Raw genomic sequence first — 15,902 nt, forward strand, 5'->3', positions numbered from 1 at the left:
TCTCTGCACCAGGCTGCGCTTGCACCATGGTTGCCCCACGGAGAATCCAGATGTGTCCTTCTATTGCATTGCTCGGTGACATCGGCACCGACCACGATGGTTTCCACCCATCCCCCGTGATTGCCGCCAGCCCGGATGTGTTCCTCGATGGCAAGCCGGTGGCCCGCCAGGGTGATCCGCTGGCCCCTCACGACAAACCCAACAATCCACCGCATCCGCGCAGCATCTCGGGCGGGGTCGGCTCTGTGCTGGTCAACGGCAAGCCCATCGCCGTGACCGGTACCGCCGTCGGCTGCGGCGGCGTGGTGATTGGCTCAGGCAGCGGACAGGCAGGTTAAGGAGCGCTTCATGGCAGACAGCACAGGATTACAATTTTCCGTCAAGGTGGGGGCCCTGCCCGAGAGCACCTTCGTGGTGGCCGAGTTTGCACTGGATGAAGCGCTCAACCGCCCGTTCAACCTGCGCCTTGAGCTGGCAAGCAGCCAGCCCGACATCGACTTTGGCGCCGTGCTGGACCAGCCGTGCGAGCTGCTGGTGTGGTACCACGGCGAGCTGCAGCGCCGGGTGTGCGGAGTGGTCAGTGACTTCGCGCAGGGTGACAGCGGCTTTCGCCGCACCCTCTATCAGCTGCTGGTACAGCCGGCCCTGTGGCGTCTGTCGCTTCGCCAGAACTCCCGCATCTTCCAGGCGCAGAAGCCCGATGAAATCCTCTCCATCCTGTTGCAAGAGCACGGTATCACCGATTACGCCTTCGCCCTGAAAAACGAGCACGCCAAGCGGGAGTACTGCGTTCAGTATCGGGAAACCGACCTCGATTTCGTGAACCGCCTCGCCGCCGAAGAGGGGCTGTTCTACTTCCACGAGTTTGAAGCTGGCAAGCACCGCATCGTGTTTGCCGACGATGCGGCGGCTCTGACCGCTGGCCCCGAACTGTTCTTCAACCTCGGCAACCGTTCGCTGGAACAGGGACCTTATGTGCGCCAGTTCCACTACCGGGAGGCGGTGCGCCCCTCGGATGTGGAGCTCAAAGACTACAGCTTCAAGACCCCGGCTTATGGCCTTTCCCACAAGAAGGTGGGAGCAGAGCTGACCCACCAGCGCGATACCTACCAGCACTTCGACTATCCGGGTCGCTACAAAGAGGACCCGAGCGGCAAGGCGTTTGCCCAACATAGGCTGGATGCGCTGCGCAATGACGCGGTGGCGGGTCAGGCTAAGTCCAACTGCGCCGCCTTGCTGCCGGGCCAGACGTTTTCTCTCACTGAACATCCCAACGGCAGCCTCAACACCGACTGGCAAATCGTGCGCATCCAGCACACCGGCTTGCAGCCACAGGCGCTGGAAGAGGAGGGGGGCAGCGGCCCGACCGTTTATCACAACGAATTCGGCGTGGTGAAAGCGAATACCACCTGGCGGGCGCGTATCGGCAGCCCCGAGGCTCCTCACAAACCGATGGTGGACGGCCCGCAAATCGCCATGGTGGTGGGTCCCGACGGTGAGGAGATTTACTGCGACGAACATGGCCGGGTGAAACTGCAGTTCCCGTGGGACCGCTACGGCAGCTCCAACGACCAGAGCTCCTGCTGGGTGCGGGTCTCGCAAGGCTGGGCCGGCGGTCAGTACGGCATGATGGCCATCCCGCGCATCGGCCACGAGGTCATCGTGAGCTTTTTGGAAGGTGACCCCGACCAACCCATCGTGACCGGTCGCACCTATCATGCCACCAACCGGCCGCCGTATGAGTTACCGGCCAACAAGACCAGGACTGTGCTGCGTACCGAGACCCACCAGGGCGAGGGTTTCAACGAGCTGCGCTTTGAAGACCAGGCGGGGCAGGAAGAGATTTACATCCACGGTCAGAAAGACCTGAACGTGCTCATCGAAAATGATGCCGCTTGGCACATCAAGCACGACGAGCATCGGGATATCGACAACGAGCGGGTTACCCGCATCAAGGCCAACGACCACCTGACGGTGGAGGGCGAGAAGCGCGACCAGATAAAGGCCGACTACTCGCTGATGGTGGATGCCAGCCTGCATCAGAAGCTGGGTCAGTCGCTGCTGGTGGAAGCCGGGCAGGAAGTGCATATCAAGGTGGGCGACAAGATGGTGCTGGAGGCGGGTTCTGAAATAACCCTCAAGGGAGGCGGCAGCTTTGTGAAAGTTGACCCGAGCGGCATCAAGCTGGTGGGCCCCGCCATCAAACTCAACGCCGGCGGCAGCCCGGGAGCCGGCTCTGGCTGGGGTGGCAAGGCCCCCGTGGTGCCCAAGGGAGTAGAAGTGGTGAAAGCTCCTGAACTGGTTGAACTCATCAAGGCCATTCCCACCGAGAAGGCGATGGAGGTGCTCTTGAAAGAAGAGAAGCCTGGCGCGTTTTACCTCTTTTCTGAATAAGGAAACAGCATGAAGTTTGCATTTCCCATCCTCACTGCCACAGGGGAAGAGTTCAAGGACGTCAAGGCGCTGATCAATGGCGAGCAATCGGGTCACTATCTTCTTGGCAACCATAACAAATGGCACGGTGGCATTCATATCAGCGACAAGAGTGCTCCTTGGTGCAAGGATAAGTATCCTGTCAGAGCCATGGCCGATGGCAAGGTGGTGGCATTCCGGATGATGAAGGATTACCTGACCTCTGAATTTCAGGGGGAGTCCTTGCGTTATTCCAACTGTTTCTGCCTGGTACAGCACGAATATTGTGAAATCAATGCAGAGACCAAGGCGAAAAACGAGTTCACTTTCTACTCGCTCTATATGCATCTGCTGCCTTGGGATCAGTACCAAAGTACCGAGAAGCTGGTACTGAAGAAGGGGTGGAATGCGCGCAATTCCGTTCCCCATGCCAATCCCGATGCCGAGCAGCAGCGTGTTGATGCCACCTTGCCGCGCTTCACGCTACCTAAAGATAGCGAACTGGAAATGGACAGTAACATGCCTCCTCAAAAAGGGAGCGTTGGGGGCAAGGAGTATGATTTCATCAGGGTGACGATCAAGAGTCAGCTGTCCAATACCCAGATGAAAGAGGCTGAGAAGGCCGGTGTTGTGGTCAGCCAAGGGAGTTCGGTCTGGATCGCCAATAGCCCGGAAGCTGTGACCTTTATCAAGCCTAATTTGCCAACCTGGCTATTTGACCAAATAGACGCCGAGTTGCTGACGAATATGGTTGGCCGTGCGGATCCTGTTCTCAATGGGCCTACAGGCCGTCTGATGGCGGGAGACCGAAGCGTTGCTCTGCCTGCAGGAACAAAAGTGAAGTATGATGCCCACCGACTCGAATTCCATTGGGTGGGTGACAAGGCGCGCAAGATGGCCAGATGCGAATATGTGACACCGAATGCAGATGGTGCTGCGGGTAGTTGCGGCATGGCCTGGGTGTGCGTCGAAGATGAATTTATCAAGGTAAATGTGCGTACACCTTCCCATCTCGGTGAGTTATATGTGTTGCCATCTCCCGTGGCCATTGCCGCAGGTGAGACAATAGGCTATCTCGGCCTGGTGGAAACGCCTGGCTCTCTGATTGGAGGCAAAAAGAGCAAGTATCAAGTCCATCTTGAAGTCTTCACCCAGGATCCTCGTCTTGACGATGTGTTGGCCAACAAGGCGGGAACAAGAGGCGGTGCTACCTATGCCAAGGTCCCGGCGGGACTCGTCTTGCACGAAAAGAAAAAGCAGGAAGATAAAGATCTTTGGGTGGCAACCGGTGACAAGAGTCTGGAAGAGTTGGTTGAGTCACCAAAGTTTGAAAAAGATGCCGCCAAACAGGAGTGGGTTTGTGTTTCGTCAGGAAAGTATGTCAAGAAAGAGCAAGTCGAACTGTTGAGCCAGCATGACTGGCTGAAGATTGGTTTTAAAAAGGTCGATGGTTCAGGCTCCGATGGCTATCTGGATCCCGATGCACCATCCAGCTTCTTTACCGAATTGGTCAAGAGTTTCGATACTGATAAGAGTGGTGAGCTTAGCAGTGAAGAAATACAGGCGGCCTTGCAAAACAGCAGCAATGCAGAAAAACTGCACAAACTAATCGTCAAGCATCCCAGTGAGTGGTATGAAAAATCATCAGTCAGCAGTTATCTGTGGCTAGATAAATTGATGACCAAGATTGGTTTGCCTGATTTTGACCTCTTGGTGGATCACGAGAAACAGCGTATCGATAAGCTGGAGTGGATGCAGAGTGCTGCGAAGCTAAAGCTTAGTAAGGATATTTGGCATATATCTCCAATGGCTATATATGGAAAGAAAAAAGATAGATTTGTTGTGCATTATACAAAATATGACTATGTCATTGGGAAAGCATTAGATAAACAGATGGCAATACCTTCTAAGTACGCACCTAAAGTGGGAAATAATAAACTGGCAAGTCGAGATGAGGTATTGCTCCATCTAACGCCAGACGATGACCTGACTAAAGATACTATCTATCAATTTCTTGATCTATCAAAATACTCAGAAGTTTCAGAGGATGAGATTAATAAATTTCTGTTAGGGCAAGGAGTCTTAGAGGGTAAAGGTTCTATTTTTATCTCTGCAGCTAAAAAGTATAATGTCAGTGAAGTGTATCTAGTTTCCCATGCATCACTAGAAACTGGTCGGGGGACATCAAGTTTTGCACGTGGAAAAGATTTTAATGGGGTTAAGGTTTATAATATGTATGGTATTAATGTTAGAGATGACAAGCCTTCATTAGGTACTGAATATGCATATAAAAATGGATGGAATTCAATTGATAAAGCAATAGATGGTGGGGCTAAGTGGATATCAGATAACTTTATCAACCACCATAAATATAAACAAAATACGCTTTATAAAATGCGTTGGAATCCAGCTTCACCGGGCGAGCATCAGTATGCCAGTGATGTTCTTTGGGCTAAGCATCAAATACCTAACATGAAGAAAAGATTTGATGCTTTCCCTAGTGCTATTTTACATGTCGATATTCCGGCTTATGAGGAATGATTAATGAAAAATGTTATCTATGTCTTCGCTTTCTTTTTTTCTTTTAGTCTTCAGGCGGCATGTGAGAGTGTAAGCTTCAATGAAGTACAGAAGAATAGTGGGATTTTTTACGATGTATCTAACATTATCGTGACATCGAAAGGTCGCACTTTTTTTTATGACATGCCTCTTGATGAGTGTAAGTCAAAAAAATTCATTATTAATGGCGACAAGGCAATTTCATATGCATCGTATAATGGATTTCAATATGTTGGTTATTTAGACCGGAAAGGTGAGGTTCATACAGGTTGGGTTGATTCAACCCGTATCACCAAAAAAGAAAAATCACCTGAGGATTTAAATGTTAAAAAAAACGATTTTGCTATATACTTTAATGGTTATGATATAAAAGTTGGTGGTGATTACAGTGAAGTTATCGGAGCTTTTAATGGATTCACCGAAATGTATAGTGGAAATGGTTTTGCCGATGTATTTAAAAATATTGATGGCGTAGATTATAAATTTTATCCTCATGACTTTGGTTTCATATATATAGAGTCATCAAACCTTGACTATAATAAATTAAAAAGAGACTTTGATGATTATAGGATAACTAAAGTCATTCTTAAGAAAGATGTGGGGTTTAGTAGTAGAGGGATCTATGTGGGAAGCAAAATGCTTGATGTCATAAAAGTATATGGTGTACCTGCGTCTAAGAAAGATGATGCTTTTACATATATACGTGATAACTACATGATGAAGTTTTTTGGTTCTGAAGTAGTCAATGAAATAGAGATATCTATCAATCCAATGTAAAAATTTTTAATTAGAATTTATATTCAGCTCTACTTATTACCAGACACCGGTCTCAAACCGGTGTCTTGTTTACTCAACTTTAGAGCGCACTTCCTTCGGTATCAATTTCAGGCCCTTTTTGAACATGCTGTAGGGGGGGGGCTGACCCTCCATCATCCTGCCCTGATGCGGCCGCTGTTCCAAATAGCTGTCCAGGTTTGACTACATCAGCCCCACCGACTTATGCCAAATTGTTCCCTCTGTGATACCCACAAGGTCCGAGACGGGTTGCTGGCAACCGCCAGCACCAATGCAGATGCATTTTAGAGTGTCGCTTGTGCGACCCGTTACGGGCATTTTTTCAGGAACGGGCAGGGCATTGGAGGGGCGGTTTATGTCTACCGGATTTAAATAGATAAAACTGGATGTCTTCTGAAAAGAGATAATGGGGTGGCTGATGGGGCTCGAACCCACGACAACCGGAATCACAATCCGGGACTCTACCAACTGAGCTACAGCCACCACTGAAAATATCCATCAATGCCCTGCATCGGAGAGATGCATGTCATCAATGGCGCGCCCTGCAGGATTCGAACCTGCGACCCACGGCTTAGAAGGCCGTTGCTCTATCCGACTGAGCTAAGGGCGCATTGCCTCGACAAGCCTGGCGGCATGCCGAAAAACCTGGTCGGTGATAAAGGATTCGAACCTTTGACCCTCTGGTCCCAAACCAGATGCGCTACCGGGCTGCGCTAATCACCGAAAATCTAGTCTCCAGCATAGCGACAGCGGCTGTACTGGACAACGGGCCGGCATCATACCCAAGCGGGAAAGCAAGCGTCAACGAATTTTTCCGCCAATGAATTCAAATGCCTACTTATTGCCCTCCATGCGAGAGCCGCTAACACCCGTGGCAAAAAAATGCGACAATGCGCGGCAGTTGAACACATGGTGAGTGAAGAACGATGTCTGCCAAAATCATTGATGGAAAACAGGTTGCGCAAACGATTCGCAATCAGGTCGCAGCGCAAGTCCAACAGCGGTTGGCACAAGGAAAACGGGCGCCGGGCTTGGCGGTGATCCTGGTCGGGGTGGATCCTGCCTCGCAGGTCTATGTCGGCAGCAAACGGCGCGCCTGTGAAGAGGTGGGTTTTATCTCCCGCTCTTACGATCTGGATGCGACGGCGAGCCAGGAAGAGTTGCTGGCACTGATCGATAAGCTGAATGAAGACGCAGACGTTGACGGTATTCTGGTGCAGCTCCCCTTGCCAGCTCACTGCGATACGACCCAGGTATTGGAGCGTATTCGCCCCGACAAGGATGTGGATGGTTTCCATCCCTACAACGTGGGTCGGCTGGCACAGCGTATCCCGGCACTGCGCCCCTGTACGCCCAAAGGCATCATGACGCTGATTGAAGCGACCGGTGTTAAAACGCACGGTTTGCATGCGGTAGTAGTCGGGGCATCCAACATCGTCGGCCGGCCGATGACGCTGGAGCTGCTGCTGGCAGGTTGTACTACCACCACCTGTCACCGTTTCACCCAGGATCTGGAAGATCAGGTTCGCCGTGCCGACCTGCTGGTGGTGGCGGTTGGCAAACCCAACTTCATTCCGGGTGAGTGGGTCAAACCAGGGGCACTGGTGATCGACGTGGGCATCAATCGGCTGGCAGACGGCTCTCTGGTCGGTGACGTTGAGTTTGAGACCGCGCGCAATCATGCCTCTTTCATCACGCCTGTGCCGGGCGGGGTTGGCCCCATGACGGTTGCCAGCCTGATGGAAAATACCCTGAGCGCCTGTCAGGACTATCACGACAACGCGCAATGATTTCCTTGTAGTCTGCTCGGGGGAACGAATTTCTCCTGTAAATTGCAGCAATAAAAAAACCGGCAACCTTGCGGCTTGCCGGTTTTTTTATTTATCCAGTTCGACTCTTACATGTTCTGTGCTTCGTTTGGCACAATGACAGAGGCGTGATTGCCTTTCGGCCCCTGCTGCAGTTCAAAGTTGACTGCTTGACCTGCTTTCAACGTCTTGTAGCCTTCCATTTGTATCGTGGAGTAGTGGGCGAAGATATCTTCACCACCTCCTTCCGGACAGATAAACCCAAATCCTTTTGCGTTGTTAAACCACTTGACTGTTCCGGTTGCCATACATCTACATCCTTTTATTGATTACCTTGAAGTCGTTGAGTAACCTGCGCCAGCCCTTTATAACTAGTAACATAGCCCATAGCAGACGGGCGCCGATTAGCAAGTAACCAATCTAGTCTAACTTTTGAGCGAGTCAAGGAGTTGTTAACAACTGATGTGATCTGGTTAACAAGTCTATTGACAATCTTGTGTTAGGCGGTAGTAATCTAGAGGTACCAAAGCGCGATTATGAGCAAGCAGAAAGAACTCTTTGCTAATGAAGAGATTGCAGAAGCAGAGAAAACCAAGCTGCAACCGCCACCCATGTACAAGGTCGTCTTGAACAACGACGACTACACACCGATGGAGTTCGTGGTGGAGGTGCTGCAAAAGTTCTTTGGTATGGATTTGGACAAGGCCACTCAGGTGATGCTGAGCGTGCATTATAGTGGTAAGGGAGTCTGTGGCACGTTCACCGCCGAGATTGCCGAAACCAAAGTGGTCCAGGTCAACACCTATGCACGTAACAACGAACATCCACTGCTGTGTACCATGGAAAAGGCTTGAATCTGATGACTTGATGGCGATGACGACACCACATTGTTGCTGTACTAGGGGAGGTGCCTATGTTGAATAAAGATCTAGAAAAGACGCTGAACGAGGCTTTCAAACTGGCCCGTGACGAGCGCCACGAATTCATGACTGTCGAGCACCTGTTGTTAGCCCTGCTGGATAACAGCTCAGCCCATGAGGCGCTGAGTTCTTGTGGTGCTGACGTGGAGCTGATGCGCAAAGAGATCAGCGCATTCATCAGTCAAACAACCCCGCTTATTCCCCGTGACGATGAAGATCGTGAAACCCAGCCCACACTGGGCTTCCAGCGGGTGCTGCAACGCGCCGTGTTCCATGTCCAATCATCGGGCAACACGGAAGTCAGTGGTGCCAATGTGCTGGTTGCCATTTTCAGCGAGCAGGAGTCCCAGGCCGCTTACTTCCTGAAAAAGGCCGAGATCAGCCGACTGGATGTGGTCAATTTCCTCTCCCATGGCGTGCGCAAAGACAGCAAGCCGGACAACAGCAGCAACAATGCCGAGTCCGACGACGATGTGTCTGCCGCCCAGATAGAAAGCTTTGCCACCAACCTCAATCAGCTGGTGCTGGAAGGGCGTATCGATCCGCTTATCGGGCGGGATCAGGAGCTCAACCGTACCATCCAGGTGCTTTGCCGCCGTCGCAAGAACAACCCCTTGCTGGTCGGTGAGGCCGGGGTTGGCAAGACTGCCATTGCCGAAGGGCTGGCCTATCGTATCGTCAAGGGCGATGTGCCCGAGGTGATTGCGGGCAGCACCATTTATTCCCTGGACATGGGCTCGCTGCTGGCGGGGACCAAATATCGCGGTGATTTCGAGAAGCGCCTCAAGGTGCTGCTCAAGCAGATCGAGCGCCAGGAAGGGGCGATCCTCTTCATCGACGAGATCCACACCATCATAGGGGCAGGGGCGGCCTCCGGTGGTCAGCTGGATGCGGCCAACCTAATCAAGCCGCTGCTCTCCAATGGCTTGCTGCGTTGTGTCGGCTCCACCACTTATCAGGAATACTCCCAGATCTTTGAGAAGGACCGTGCTCTGGCGCGTCGCTTCCAGAAGATCGATATCGTCGAGCCCAGCGTGGACGACACCACCCGCATCCTCATGGGTCTCAAGAGCCGCTATGAGGCTCACCACGGGGTGCGTTATACCGTCAAGGCCATCCGCGCAGCGGTGGAGCTCTCGGCCAAGTACATCAATGATCGCCATCTGCCTGACAAGGCGATCGACGTGATCGACGAGGCCGGTGCCGGGCAACGGCTGCTGCCGGCGAGCAAGCGCAAGAAAGTGATCAATGTGCAGGAGATCGAAGCCATTGTGGCCAAGATTGCTCGCATCCCGGAGAAATCAGTCTCGTCTTCCGACAAGGAAGTGCTGAAGAATCTGGAGCGAAACCTCAAGATGGTGGTATTTGGTCAGGACAAGGCCATCGAGGTGCTGACCGATTCCATTCGCTTGTCACGTTCGGGCTTGGGTAATGAGCGTCGCCCGGTGGGTTGCTTCCTGTTTGCCGGCCCGACCGGGGTGGGCAAGACCGAGGTTACTCAGCAGTTGGGCAAGGCGCTCGGCGTCGAGGTGCTGCGCTTTGACATGTCGGAGTACATGGAACGCCACACTGTCTCCCGCCTGATCGGGGCACCTCCCGGCTATGTGGGCTTTGAGCAGGGTGGACTCCTGACCGATTCTGTACTCAAGCACCCGCACTCAGTGGTGTTGCTGGACGAGATCGAAAAAGCGCACCCGGATGTGTTCAACCTGCTGCTACAGGTGATGGACAACGGCACCCTGACTGACAACAACGGGCGCAAGGCGGATTTTCGCAATGTGATCCTGGTGATGACCACCAACGCCGGCGTGCAGGAGACCCAGCGCAAGTCCATCGGCTTCCAGCAGCAGGATATGAGCCACGATGCCATGGCGGTGATCAACAAGACGTTCAGCCCGGAGTTTCGCAACCGGCTCGATCACACCATCTGGTTCAACCATCTGGACATGCAGGTGATACATCAGGTGGTCGACAAGTTCATCGTTGAGTTGCAGGTACAACTGGATGCCAAGGGCGTGTCTCTTGAAGTGTCCGAGGGTGTCCGCCACTGGTTGGCCGAGAAGGGATATGACAGGGCCATGGGAGCGAGACCCATGGGGCGGGTCATCCAGGAACACCTCAAGAAACCCCTTGCCAATGAGATCCTGTTCGGATCCTTGGTCGATGGGGGGGTAGTGAAGGTTGAGTTGATAAATGACAGCCTCAGCTTTGACTATCAGGTCAATGTTGAAGCTGTTTCCCACTAAGCTTAACGTTGTTGGAAAACCACAAAAAACCCCAACCGGAAGGTTGGGGTTTTTTGCTGAATTCCTGGCTTAGCGAGAGCGGAAAACAATACGTCCCTTGGAGAGATCGTACGGAGTCAGAGCTACCGTTACTTTGTCCCCAGTCAGGATACGGATGTAGTTTTTGCGCATCTTGCCGGAAATATGAGCGATAACCACGTGACCATTCTCCAGTTCCACACGGAACATGGTATTGGGCAGGGTTTCGAGAATAGTGCCCTGCATCTCAATACTGTCTTCTTTAGCCATTGAATCCTCTTGATAAGCCACAACAAAAAATCCGCTGGATCATGCCGGATTTAAGGCTATGTGTAAAGTTTACTCGGGCTTGCTGTCGATATTTTTCCATTCCCCCTGTATCAACCGTTCATGGGGCAGATACTGGCGCTTGTAATTCATCTTGCGGCACTCCTCCACCAGATAGCCCAGATATAGCCAGCTACGACCGGTTCTTCTAGCCAGTTCCAACTGGCTCAGAATGGCGAAGGTACCGAGGGAACGATCGGCATGGGCCGGGTCGAAAAAGGTGTACATGGCGCTGAGGGAATGGGGCAGCAGATCCGTGGTAGCGACCCCGATCAACCGGTTATCCTTGCGCATTTCCAGATAGAGGGGCGGCATCCAGTCGCAGTGCAGGAAGCCCTTGTACTGGGTACGGCTGGGGGGATACATGCTGCCGTCATGATGGCGTTCGCGAATGTAGCGCTCATAGAGCTGGTAGTACTCGGGCTTGTCGTCGTAGCTGAGCACCAGCTCGATATCCTGATTGAGCTGGCGGATCCGCTTCTGGCTGCGGCTCGGCACGAAGCGCTCACTGTGGATGCGCAGGGACTGGCAGGCATTGCATGCCGGGCAGTGGGGACGATAGATGTCGTTGCCGCTGCGCCGAAAGCCGGCCGTCAGTAGCCGTTCGTAGCCGCTGGCATTGAGCAGGCTGTGATCCATCAACACCAGCAATTGCTCCTGCTCATGACCCAGATAGCTGCATTGGTGCTTCGGGGTCAGCCCTACCTTGAGGATCACTTCTTCGGTCATAAGTGGATGCTCCCCGTTTGCCAGCAATTGGCCGCCAGCGGTTGTTGGCTCAGTTGTGCCAGCGTCGTCAAAAATTGGCGTCTCGGCCACTCTTCTATGCCCAGGGTGGCCAAAAAATCGTTCTGCATCTGGCAATCGATCAAGGCGCCATCATGGCGGGCGAAGTGTCGGCAGAGGGCCACCATGGCCAGTTTGGCACCGTTGTCGATACGACTGAACATGGACTCGCCGCAGAACACCCGGCCGAGGGAGAGGCCATAGAGGCCGGCTTGTAACTGGCCCTCCTGCCAGATCTCGATGGAGTGGGCATGGCCAAGGCGGTGCAATTGTCGATAGGCGTCGATCATGGGTGTGCTAATCCAGGTTCCACTGGCACTGCGACGGGGCGCGGCGCAGGCCGCTATAACCTCATTAAAGGCGCGATCGATGGAAATATCGAATGAGGTACCACGGATAAATTTGCGCAGGGTGCGACCGATGTGCAGCTGTTCCGGCCGGATGACGCCTCTGGGATCCGGTGACCACCACAGCAGCGGCTGGTGGGGTTCATTCCACGGGAAGATCCCCTTGTGGTAAGCTGCCAGCAAGCGGGCAGGGGAGAGATCCCCTCCGATCGCCAGCAGGCCGTTGGGTTCCTCCAGGGCATGCTCGGGGTCGGGAAACCAGCACAGCTCATCATCCAATTGGGTAAGATAGCGAGACATAAGGTAACGAGGTTCATAGATGAAGGCCATTATCCTGATAGTATCCAGCTTGTTTTGCTTTGTCACTGCGCCCGCCTGGGCGCAGGTCTACGAGCGCAATACGGCAAGACCCGTAAATCAGGTGGTGTTTGGCCAGGTCGAGACGGTGCGCAACATCACCCAGCGCCAAATTCTGGAGTCAGAACACTCCGGCTGGAAAACCTTGGGCGGCGCCGTCCTGGGCGGTCTGCTTGGCAACCAGTTTGGTGGCGGTCATGGCCGTGAAATCGCTACTGCGGTCGGCGCATTGGCGGGGGCGGCTGCGGCGCAGCAGTATCAATCGGGCGGCAGCGTGGTGGAAAACAAGCTGGTGGAGCTGCTTATTCGCAACGAGCAAAACGGGCTGGTCAACGTCATTCAGGATTACGATCCGGCCATGGTGTTCATGAATGGCGACAAGGTGCGCATCCTCTATTTCGACGATGGCGTGCGGGTGGACAAGACCTATTGAAGCAGGCGCTGGCTCAAGCGGTCATCAAGGGGGGAGAAGTGACCCGACACGCTGCCGGCTGGGCAAGCTGTCGGGCGGGTACTACACGGAGAACATCTGGCGAGGTAACGTCAGGCCGATGAGTCCTGCGACACTATCTTGTCACGGCCGGTGTTCTTTGCCTGATAGAGCAGGCGATCCGCCTCGCTCAGTGCCTCGTCCATGGAACCACGCCCGACCTTGATCACCCCGAAACTGGCGCGAACAAACAGCGGCGTTTCCCTGGACAGCGGTTGCTGGCGCATCTGCTGGCGCAGCCCCTCCAACCGTTTGAGCAGCACCGGCACGGTGCAGTGAGGCACCATCAGGGCAAACTCCTCGCCACCAAAACGGGCGATCATGGCATCGGGGAAGAACTGGGTGAGCAGCCGGGTGAGGTGGCAGAGCAGCTGATCGCCGATGGCATGGCCCCAGTGATCGTTGACTTGCTTGAAGTGATCCACATCGAGCACGCACAGCGCAAGAGGCGTCTCCTGACGCTGGTGTTCCTCGAACCATTTCTGTCCTTCATTGAACCAGTAGCGCCGGTTGTAGAGCCCGGTCAGGTAGTCGCGATTGGCCGACTCCTGGATGCTGTTGAACTGCTCCAGCGCTTCCAGGTTGTGGCTGACCCGGCATTGCAGCTCTTCCGGTTCGAACGGCTGGTTGAGGAAGTCGTTGGCGCCCTGCTTGAGATAGCGGGCGGAGAGGCCGCGCTTGTCCGACACCGAGATGCCGATGATGGCCAGCTGCTGCTTGCTGTAACGCTCGCGCAGCATGCGCACCAGGCTGATCCCGTCAATTTCTGGCATATAGTAGTCGACCAGTACCAGCCGAATGGCCGGGTTCTGTTCGAGCTGGGTCAGGGCCTCGCGGGCGTGGCTTGCCTCATGCACCTGCAGCAGCTGCTTGCGCAGCTGGGCCATGGTGCGGTGGCGGGAGGTGCGTGAATCATCGACCACCAGGACTTCGATGCGCTGGTTGAGGTAGAGGCGATGAACCAGGCTGACGGCGTATTGCAGGGAGTGGCGTGAATCCTTCATCACATAGTCCAGCACCCCAGCCTCCAGCCAGGCTGCACGCTTCTCCTCGCTGATATCGGCAGTGAGGATCACCACCGGCAAGCCCCGTTCCAGCAATACCTTGACCGCTTCCCCGCTGGGGGCATCCGGCAGGGTCAGATCCACCAAGGCGACCACGTACTCTTCTCCCCGACAATGGCGGGCCCCTTCCAGGGTATCGAATGCATCGATCTCCAGCCCGGTTTGCTGGGCAATGGCCTGGATCAGCATGCGTCGAATGGTCAGACTGTCCTCGACTATCAATATTTTCTGTTTCATCCGGCTCCTTAAAGTAAAAAGGCATGCCTCGCGGCATGCCTTTTATATCCCTTGTGCTTATTGCGCGTCCAGATAGCGCTCGGCATCGAGGGCGGCCATACAGCCGGTACCGGCCGAGGTGATGGCCTGGCGGTAGGTGTGGTCAGCCACGTCACCGGCGGCAAATACCCCTTCGATGCTGGTCTGGGTGGCGAAGCCGTCGAGGCCGCCACGCACCTTCAGATAGCCGCTCTGCATATCCAGCTGGTCGGCGAAGATCTGGGTGTTGGGCTGGTGACCGATGGCGATGAAGACGCCCATCAGTGGCAGGTCGGTGGTGGTGTCGTTCTGGGTGTTGCGCAGACGCACGCCGGTCACCCCCATGTCGTCGCCCAGCACTTCGTCCAGAGTCTGGTGGGTGTGCAGCACGATATTGCCGCTGGCCACTTTGTCGTGCAGACGCTTGATCAGGATCTTCTCGGCGCGGAACTCGTCGCGACGGTGAATGAGGTGCACCTTCTTGGCGATGTTGGCCAGATAGAGCGCCTCTTCCACGGCGGTGTTGCCGCCGCCGACCACGGCCACTTCCTGATTGCGATAGAAGAAGCCGTCACAGGTGGCGCAGGCGGAGACGCCGCGGCCCTTGAAGGCCTCTTCGGAAGGCAGGCCCAGATACTTGGCGGAGGCGCCGGTGGCGATGATCAGTGCATCACAGGTGTATTCACCGTTGTCGCCCTTGAGACGGAACGGACGCTGGGTCAGCTGCACTTCATTGATGTGATCGAACAGGATGCGGGTGTCGAACTTTTCCGCATGCTCTTTCATGCGCTCCATCAGGGCCGGACCGGTCAGACCCTCGGGGTCACCGGGCCAGTTCTCCACTTCGGTGGTGGTAGTCAGCTGACCGCCTTGCTGCATGCCGGTGATGAGCAGCGGATTGAGGTTGGCACGGGCGGCATAGACGGCGGCAGTGTAACCCGCCGGGCCTGACCCTAAGATCAGCAGTTTGCTATGAGTGACTTGGCTCATGATGTGATTTCCGAGACGTGATGAGTTTGCGCGATTGTAGGTAATTCGTGATAAGGGGTCAAAGGCCAGTGAGTCGATTGCATCAATCGGCTGGCGGGGTGGGAGCGGGGGGCAAAGGGGGTGAAAACATGCCCTGTCGCGGAAGGCTCCTCAACCGGGCCCGGCGCGCCTTGATAAGGAGCGCAATGGCTCTCTCGCCATGGTGATGTGAGAGGTGGCGCTTGGTATCCGCTGGCGCTTGCCGGGCGAGGCGCGCATTTCTATTGATGAGGTGCGGAAGGGCGCTTGCAGCCGCGGTTGCCAGCGGGCGCTGCCCACCAGGCTGATCCTGTCCGCTGGTGTGGCGGCGATCTAGGCGCGATTGACAAGTTTTGGCGCAGTGGCCCTCGCTGCCGGTGTTTTGTAATACAGCGCCTTAGGCCATGGCTGCCTCGTTAGTACGGGGGCACCTAATCAGGCTGCGCACTGACACGAGGTGGAAGCGCGTGTTGGCCGCTCTCCCGATGGGCACATTCACGATGGCGAACC

14 protein-coding genes, 3 tRNA genes and 1 pseudogene are annotated in these 15,902 nt (G+C 54.6%); 8 read left to right on the top strand and 10 right to left on the bottom strand.

Annotated elements, in window-relative coordinates; translation table 11 throughout:
- Nucleotides 1–50: 50 nt before the first annotated feature.
- Genes R2E40_RS09390 through R2E40_RS09405 form a run of 4 tightly spaced genes read left to right on the top strand, consistent with a single transcriptional unit; the run spans nt 51 to nt 5,748 of the window.
- Nucleotides 51–338 (top strand): type VI secretion system PAAR protein, encoded by a 288-nt coding sequence (locus R2E40_RS09390; RefSeq protein WP_017411057.1) that lies wholly within the window; start codon nt 51–53, stop codon nt 336–338.
- A 10-nt stretch (nt 339–348) separates the two neighbouring features.
- A complete protein-coding gene (gene tssI, locus R2E40_RS09395) occupies nt 349–2,394 on the top strand; it encodes a type VI secretion system tip protein TssI/VgrG (RefSeq protein WP_318165303.1) in 2,046 nt (681 codons plus the stop codon).
- A 9-nt stretch (nt 2,395–2,403) separates the two neighbouring features.
- Nucleotides 2,404–4,953: an N-acetylglucosaminidase gene (locus tag R2E40_RS09400; RefSeq protein WP_318165304.1), complete on the top strand. Its 2,550-nt coding sequence runs from the start codon at nt 2,404–2,406 to the stop codon at nt 4,951–4,953.
- A gap of 3 nt (nt 4,954–4,956) precedes the next feature.
- Nucleotides 4,957–5,748 carry a hypothetical protein gene (locus tag R2E40_RS09405; protein ID WP_318165305.1) on the top strand — a complete coding sequence of 264 codons (792 nt, stop codon included), beginning with the start codon at nt 4,957–4,959 and terminating at the stop codon, nt 5,746–5,748.
- A 69-nt stretch (nt 5,749–5,817) separates the two neighbouring features.
- Here the strand turns inward: R2E40_RS09405 and R2E40_RS09410 are convergent.
- The 4 genes and pseudogenes from R2E40_RS09410 to R2E40_RS09425 all read right to left on the bottom strand — a co-directional run.
- A pseudogene (locus R2E40_RS09410) lies at nt 5,818–5,982 on the bottom strand (IS481 family transposase); the annotation flags it as partial.
- Between the two features lie 191 nt (nt 5,983–6,173).
- Nucleotides 6,174–6,249 (bottom strand) — tRNA-His (locus tag R2E40_RS09415).
- Nucleotides 6,250–6,299: 50 nt separating this feature from the next.
- Nucleotides 6,300–6,376 (bottom strand) — tRNA-Arg (locus R2E40_RS09420).
- A 36-nt stretch (nt 6,377–6,412) separates the two neighbouring features.
- A tRNA-Pro gene (locus tag R2E40_RS09425) sits at nt 6,413–6,489 on the bottom strand.
- A 203-nt stretch (nt 6,490–6,692) separates the two neighbouring features.
- Here R2E40_RS09425 and folD point away from each other — a divergent pair.
- Nucleotides 6,693–7,556 (top strand): bifunctional methylenetetrahydrofolate dehydrogenase/methenyltetrahydrofolate cyclohydrolase FolD, encoded by an 864-nt coding sequence (folD, locus tag R2E40_RS09430; protein WP_017411050.1) that lies wholly within the window; start codon nt 6,693–6,695, stop codon nt 7,554–7,556.
- A 107-nt stretch (nt 7,557–7,663) separates the two neighbouring features.
- Here the strand turns inward: folD and cspD are convergent, their stop codons facing one another.
- Nucleotides 7,664–7,882 carry a cold shock-like protein CspD gene (gene cspD / locus R2E40_RS09435; RefSeq protein WP_005300025.1) on the bottom strand — a complete coding sequence of 73 codons (219 nt, stop codon included), beginning with the start codon at nt 7,880–7,882 and terminating at the stop codon, nt 7,664–7,666.
- A 228-nt stretch (nt 7,883–8,110) separates the two neighbouring features.
- On the opposite strand from cspD, the gene clpS reads away from it, so the two are divergent.
- Nucleotides 8,111–8,428, top strand: coding sequence for an ATP-dependent Clp protease adapter ClpS (clpS, locus tag R2E40_RS09440; RefSeq protein WP_005300028.1), 318 nt, complete (start codon nt 8,111–8,113; stop codon nt 8,426–8,428).
- 59 nt (nt 8,429–8,487) lie between these two features.
- On the top strand, nt 8,488–10,740 hold the full coding sequence (gene clpA / locus R2E40_RS09445; RefSeq protein ID WP_024944043.1) for an ATP-dependent Clp protease ATP-binding subunit ClpA: 2,253 nt from the start codon (nt 8,488–8,490) through the stop codon (nt 10,738–10,740).
- A 69-nt stretch (nt 10,741–10,809) separates the two neighbouring features.
- On the opposite strand, the gene infA is transcribed toward clpA, so the two are convergent.
- The 3 genes from infA to aat form a co-directional block, all read right to left on the bottom strand.
- Nucleotides 10,810–11,028 carry a translation initiation factor IF-1 gene (infA, locus tag R2E40_RS09450; RefSeq protein WP_005300033.1) on the bottom strand — a complete coding sequence of 73 codons (219 nt, stop codon included), beginning with the start codon at nt 11,026–11,028 and terminating at the stop codon, nt 10,810–10,812.
- Nucleotides 11,029–11,097: 69 nt separating this feature from the next.
- Nucleotides 11,098–11,814, bottom strand: a complete 717-nt coding sequence (locus R2E40_RS09455) for an arginyltransferase (protein ID WP_011705735.1) — start codon at nt 11,812–11,814, stop codon at nt 11,098–11,100.
- On the bottom strand, nt 11,811–12,518 hold the full coding sequence (aat, locus tag R2E40_RS09460) for a leucyl/phenylalanyl-tRNA--protein transferase (RefSeq protein ID WP_318165306.1): 708 nt from the start codon (nt 12,516–12,518) through the stop codon (nt 11,811–11,813). Before aat ends, R2E40_RS09455 begins: the two co-directional genes overlap by 4 nt.
- Nucleotides 12,519–12,537: 19 nt before the next feature.
- Between aat and R2E40_RS09465 the strand changes: the two genes are divergently transcribed.
- Complete coding sequence (locus tag R2E40_RS09465; RefSeq protein WP_016350454.1) at nt 12,538–13,008, top strand: glycine zipper 2TM domain-containing protein; 471 nt, start codon at nt 12,538–12,540, stop codon at nt 13,006–13,008.
- Between the two features lie 110 nt (nt 13,009–13,118).
- Here R2E40_RS09465 and R2E40_RS09470 read toward each other — a convergent pair whose 3' ends face one another.
- Together R2E40_RS09470 and trxB are read right to left on the bottom strand one after the other, a co-directional pair.
- Nucleotides 13,119–14,366: a response regulator gene (locus tag R2E40_RS09470; protein ID WP_016350455.1), complete on the bottom strand. Its 1,248-nt coding sequence runs from the start codon at nt 14,364–14,366 to the stop codon at nt 13,119–13,121.
- A gap of 57 nt (nt 14,367–14,423) precedes the next feature.
- Nucleotides 14,424–15,374, bottom strand: a complete 951-nt coding sequence (gene trxB / locus R2E40_RS09475; RefSeq protein ID WP_318165307.1) for a thioredoxin-disulfide reductase — start codon at nt 15,372–15,374, stop codon at nt 14,424–14,426.
- Nucleotides 15,375–15,902 lie beyond the last annotated feature (528 nt).

The organism is Aeromonas sp. CD (assembly GCF_033349375.1).
Lineage (GTDB): Bacteria > Pseudomonadota > Gammaproteobacteria > Enterobacterales > Aeromonadaceae > Aeromonas > Aeromonas hydrophila.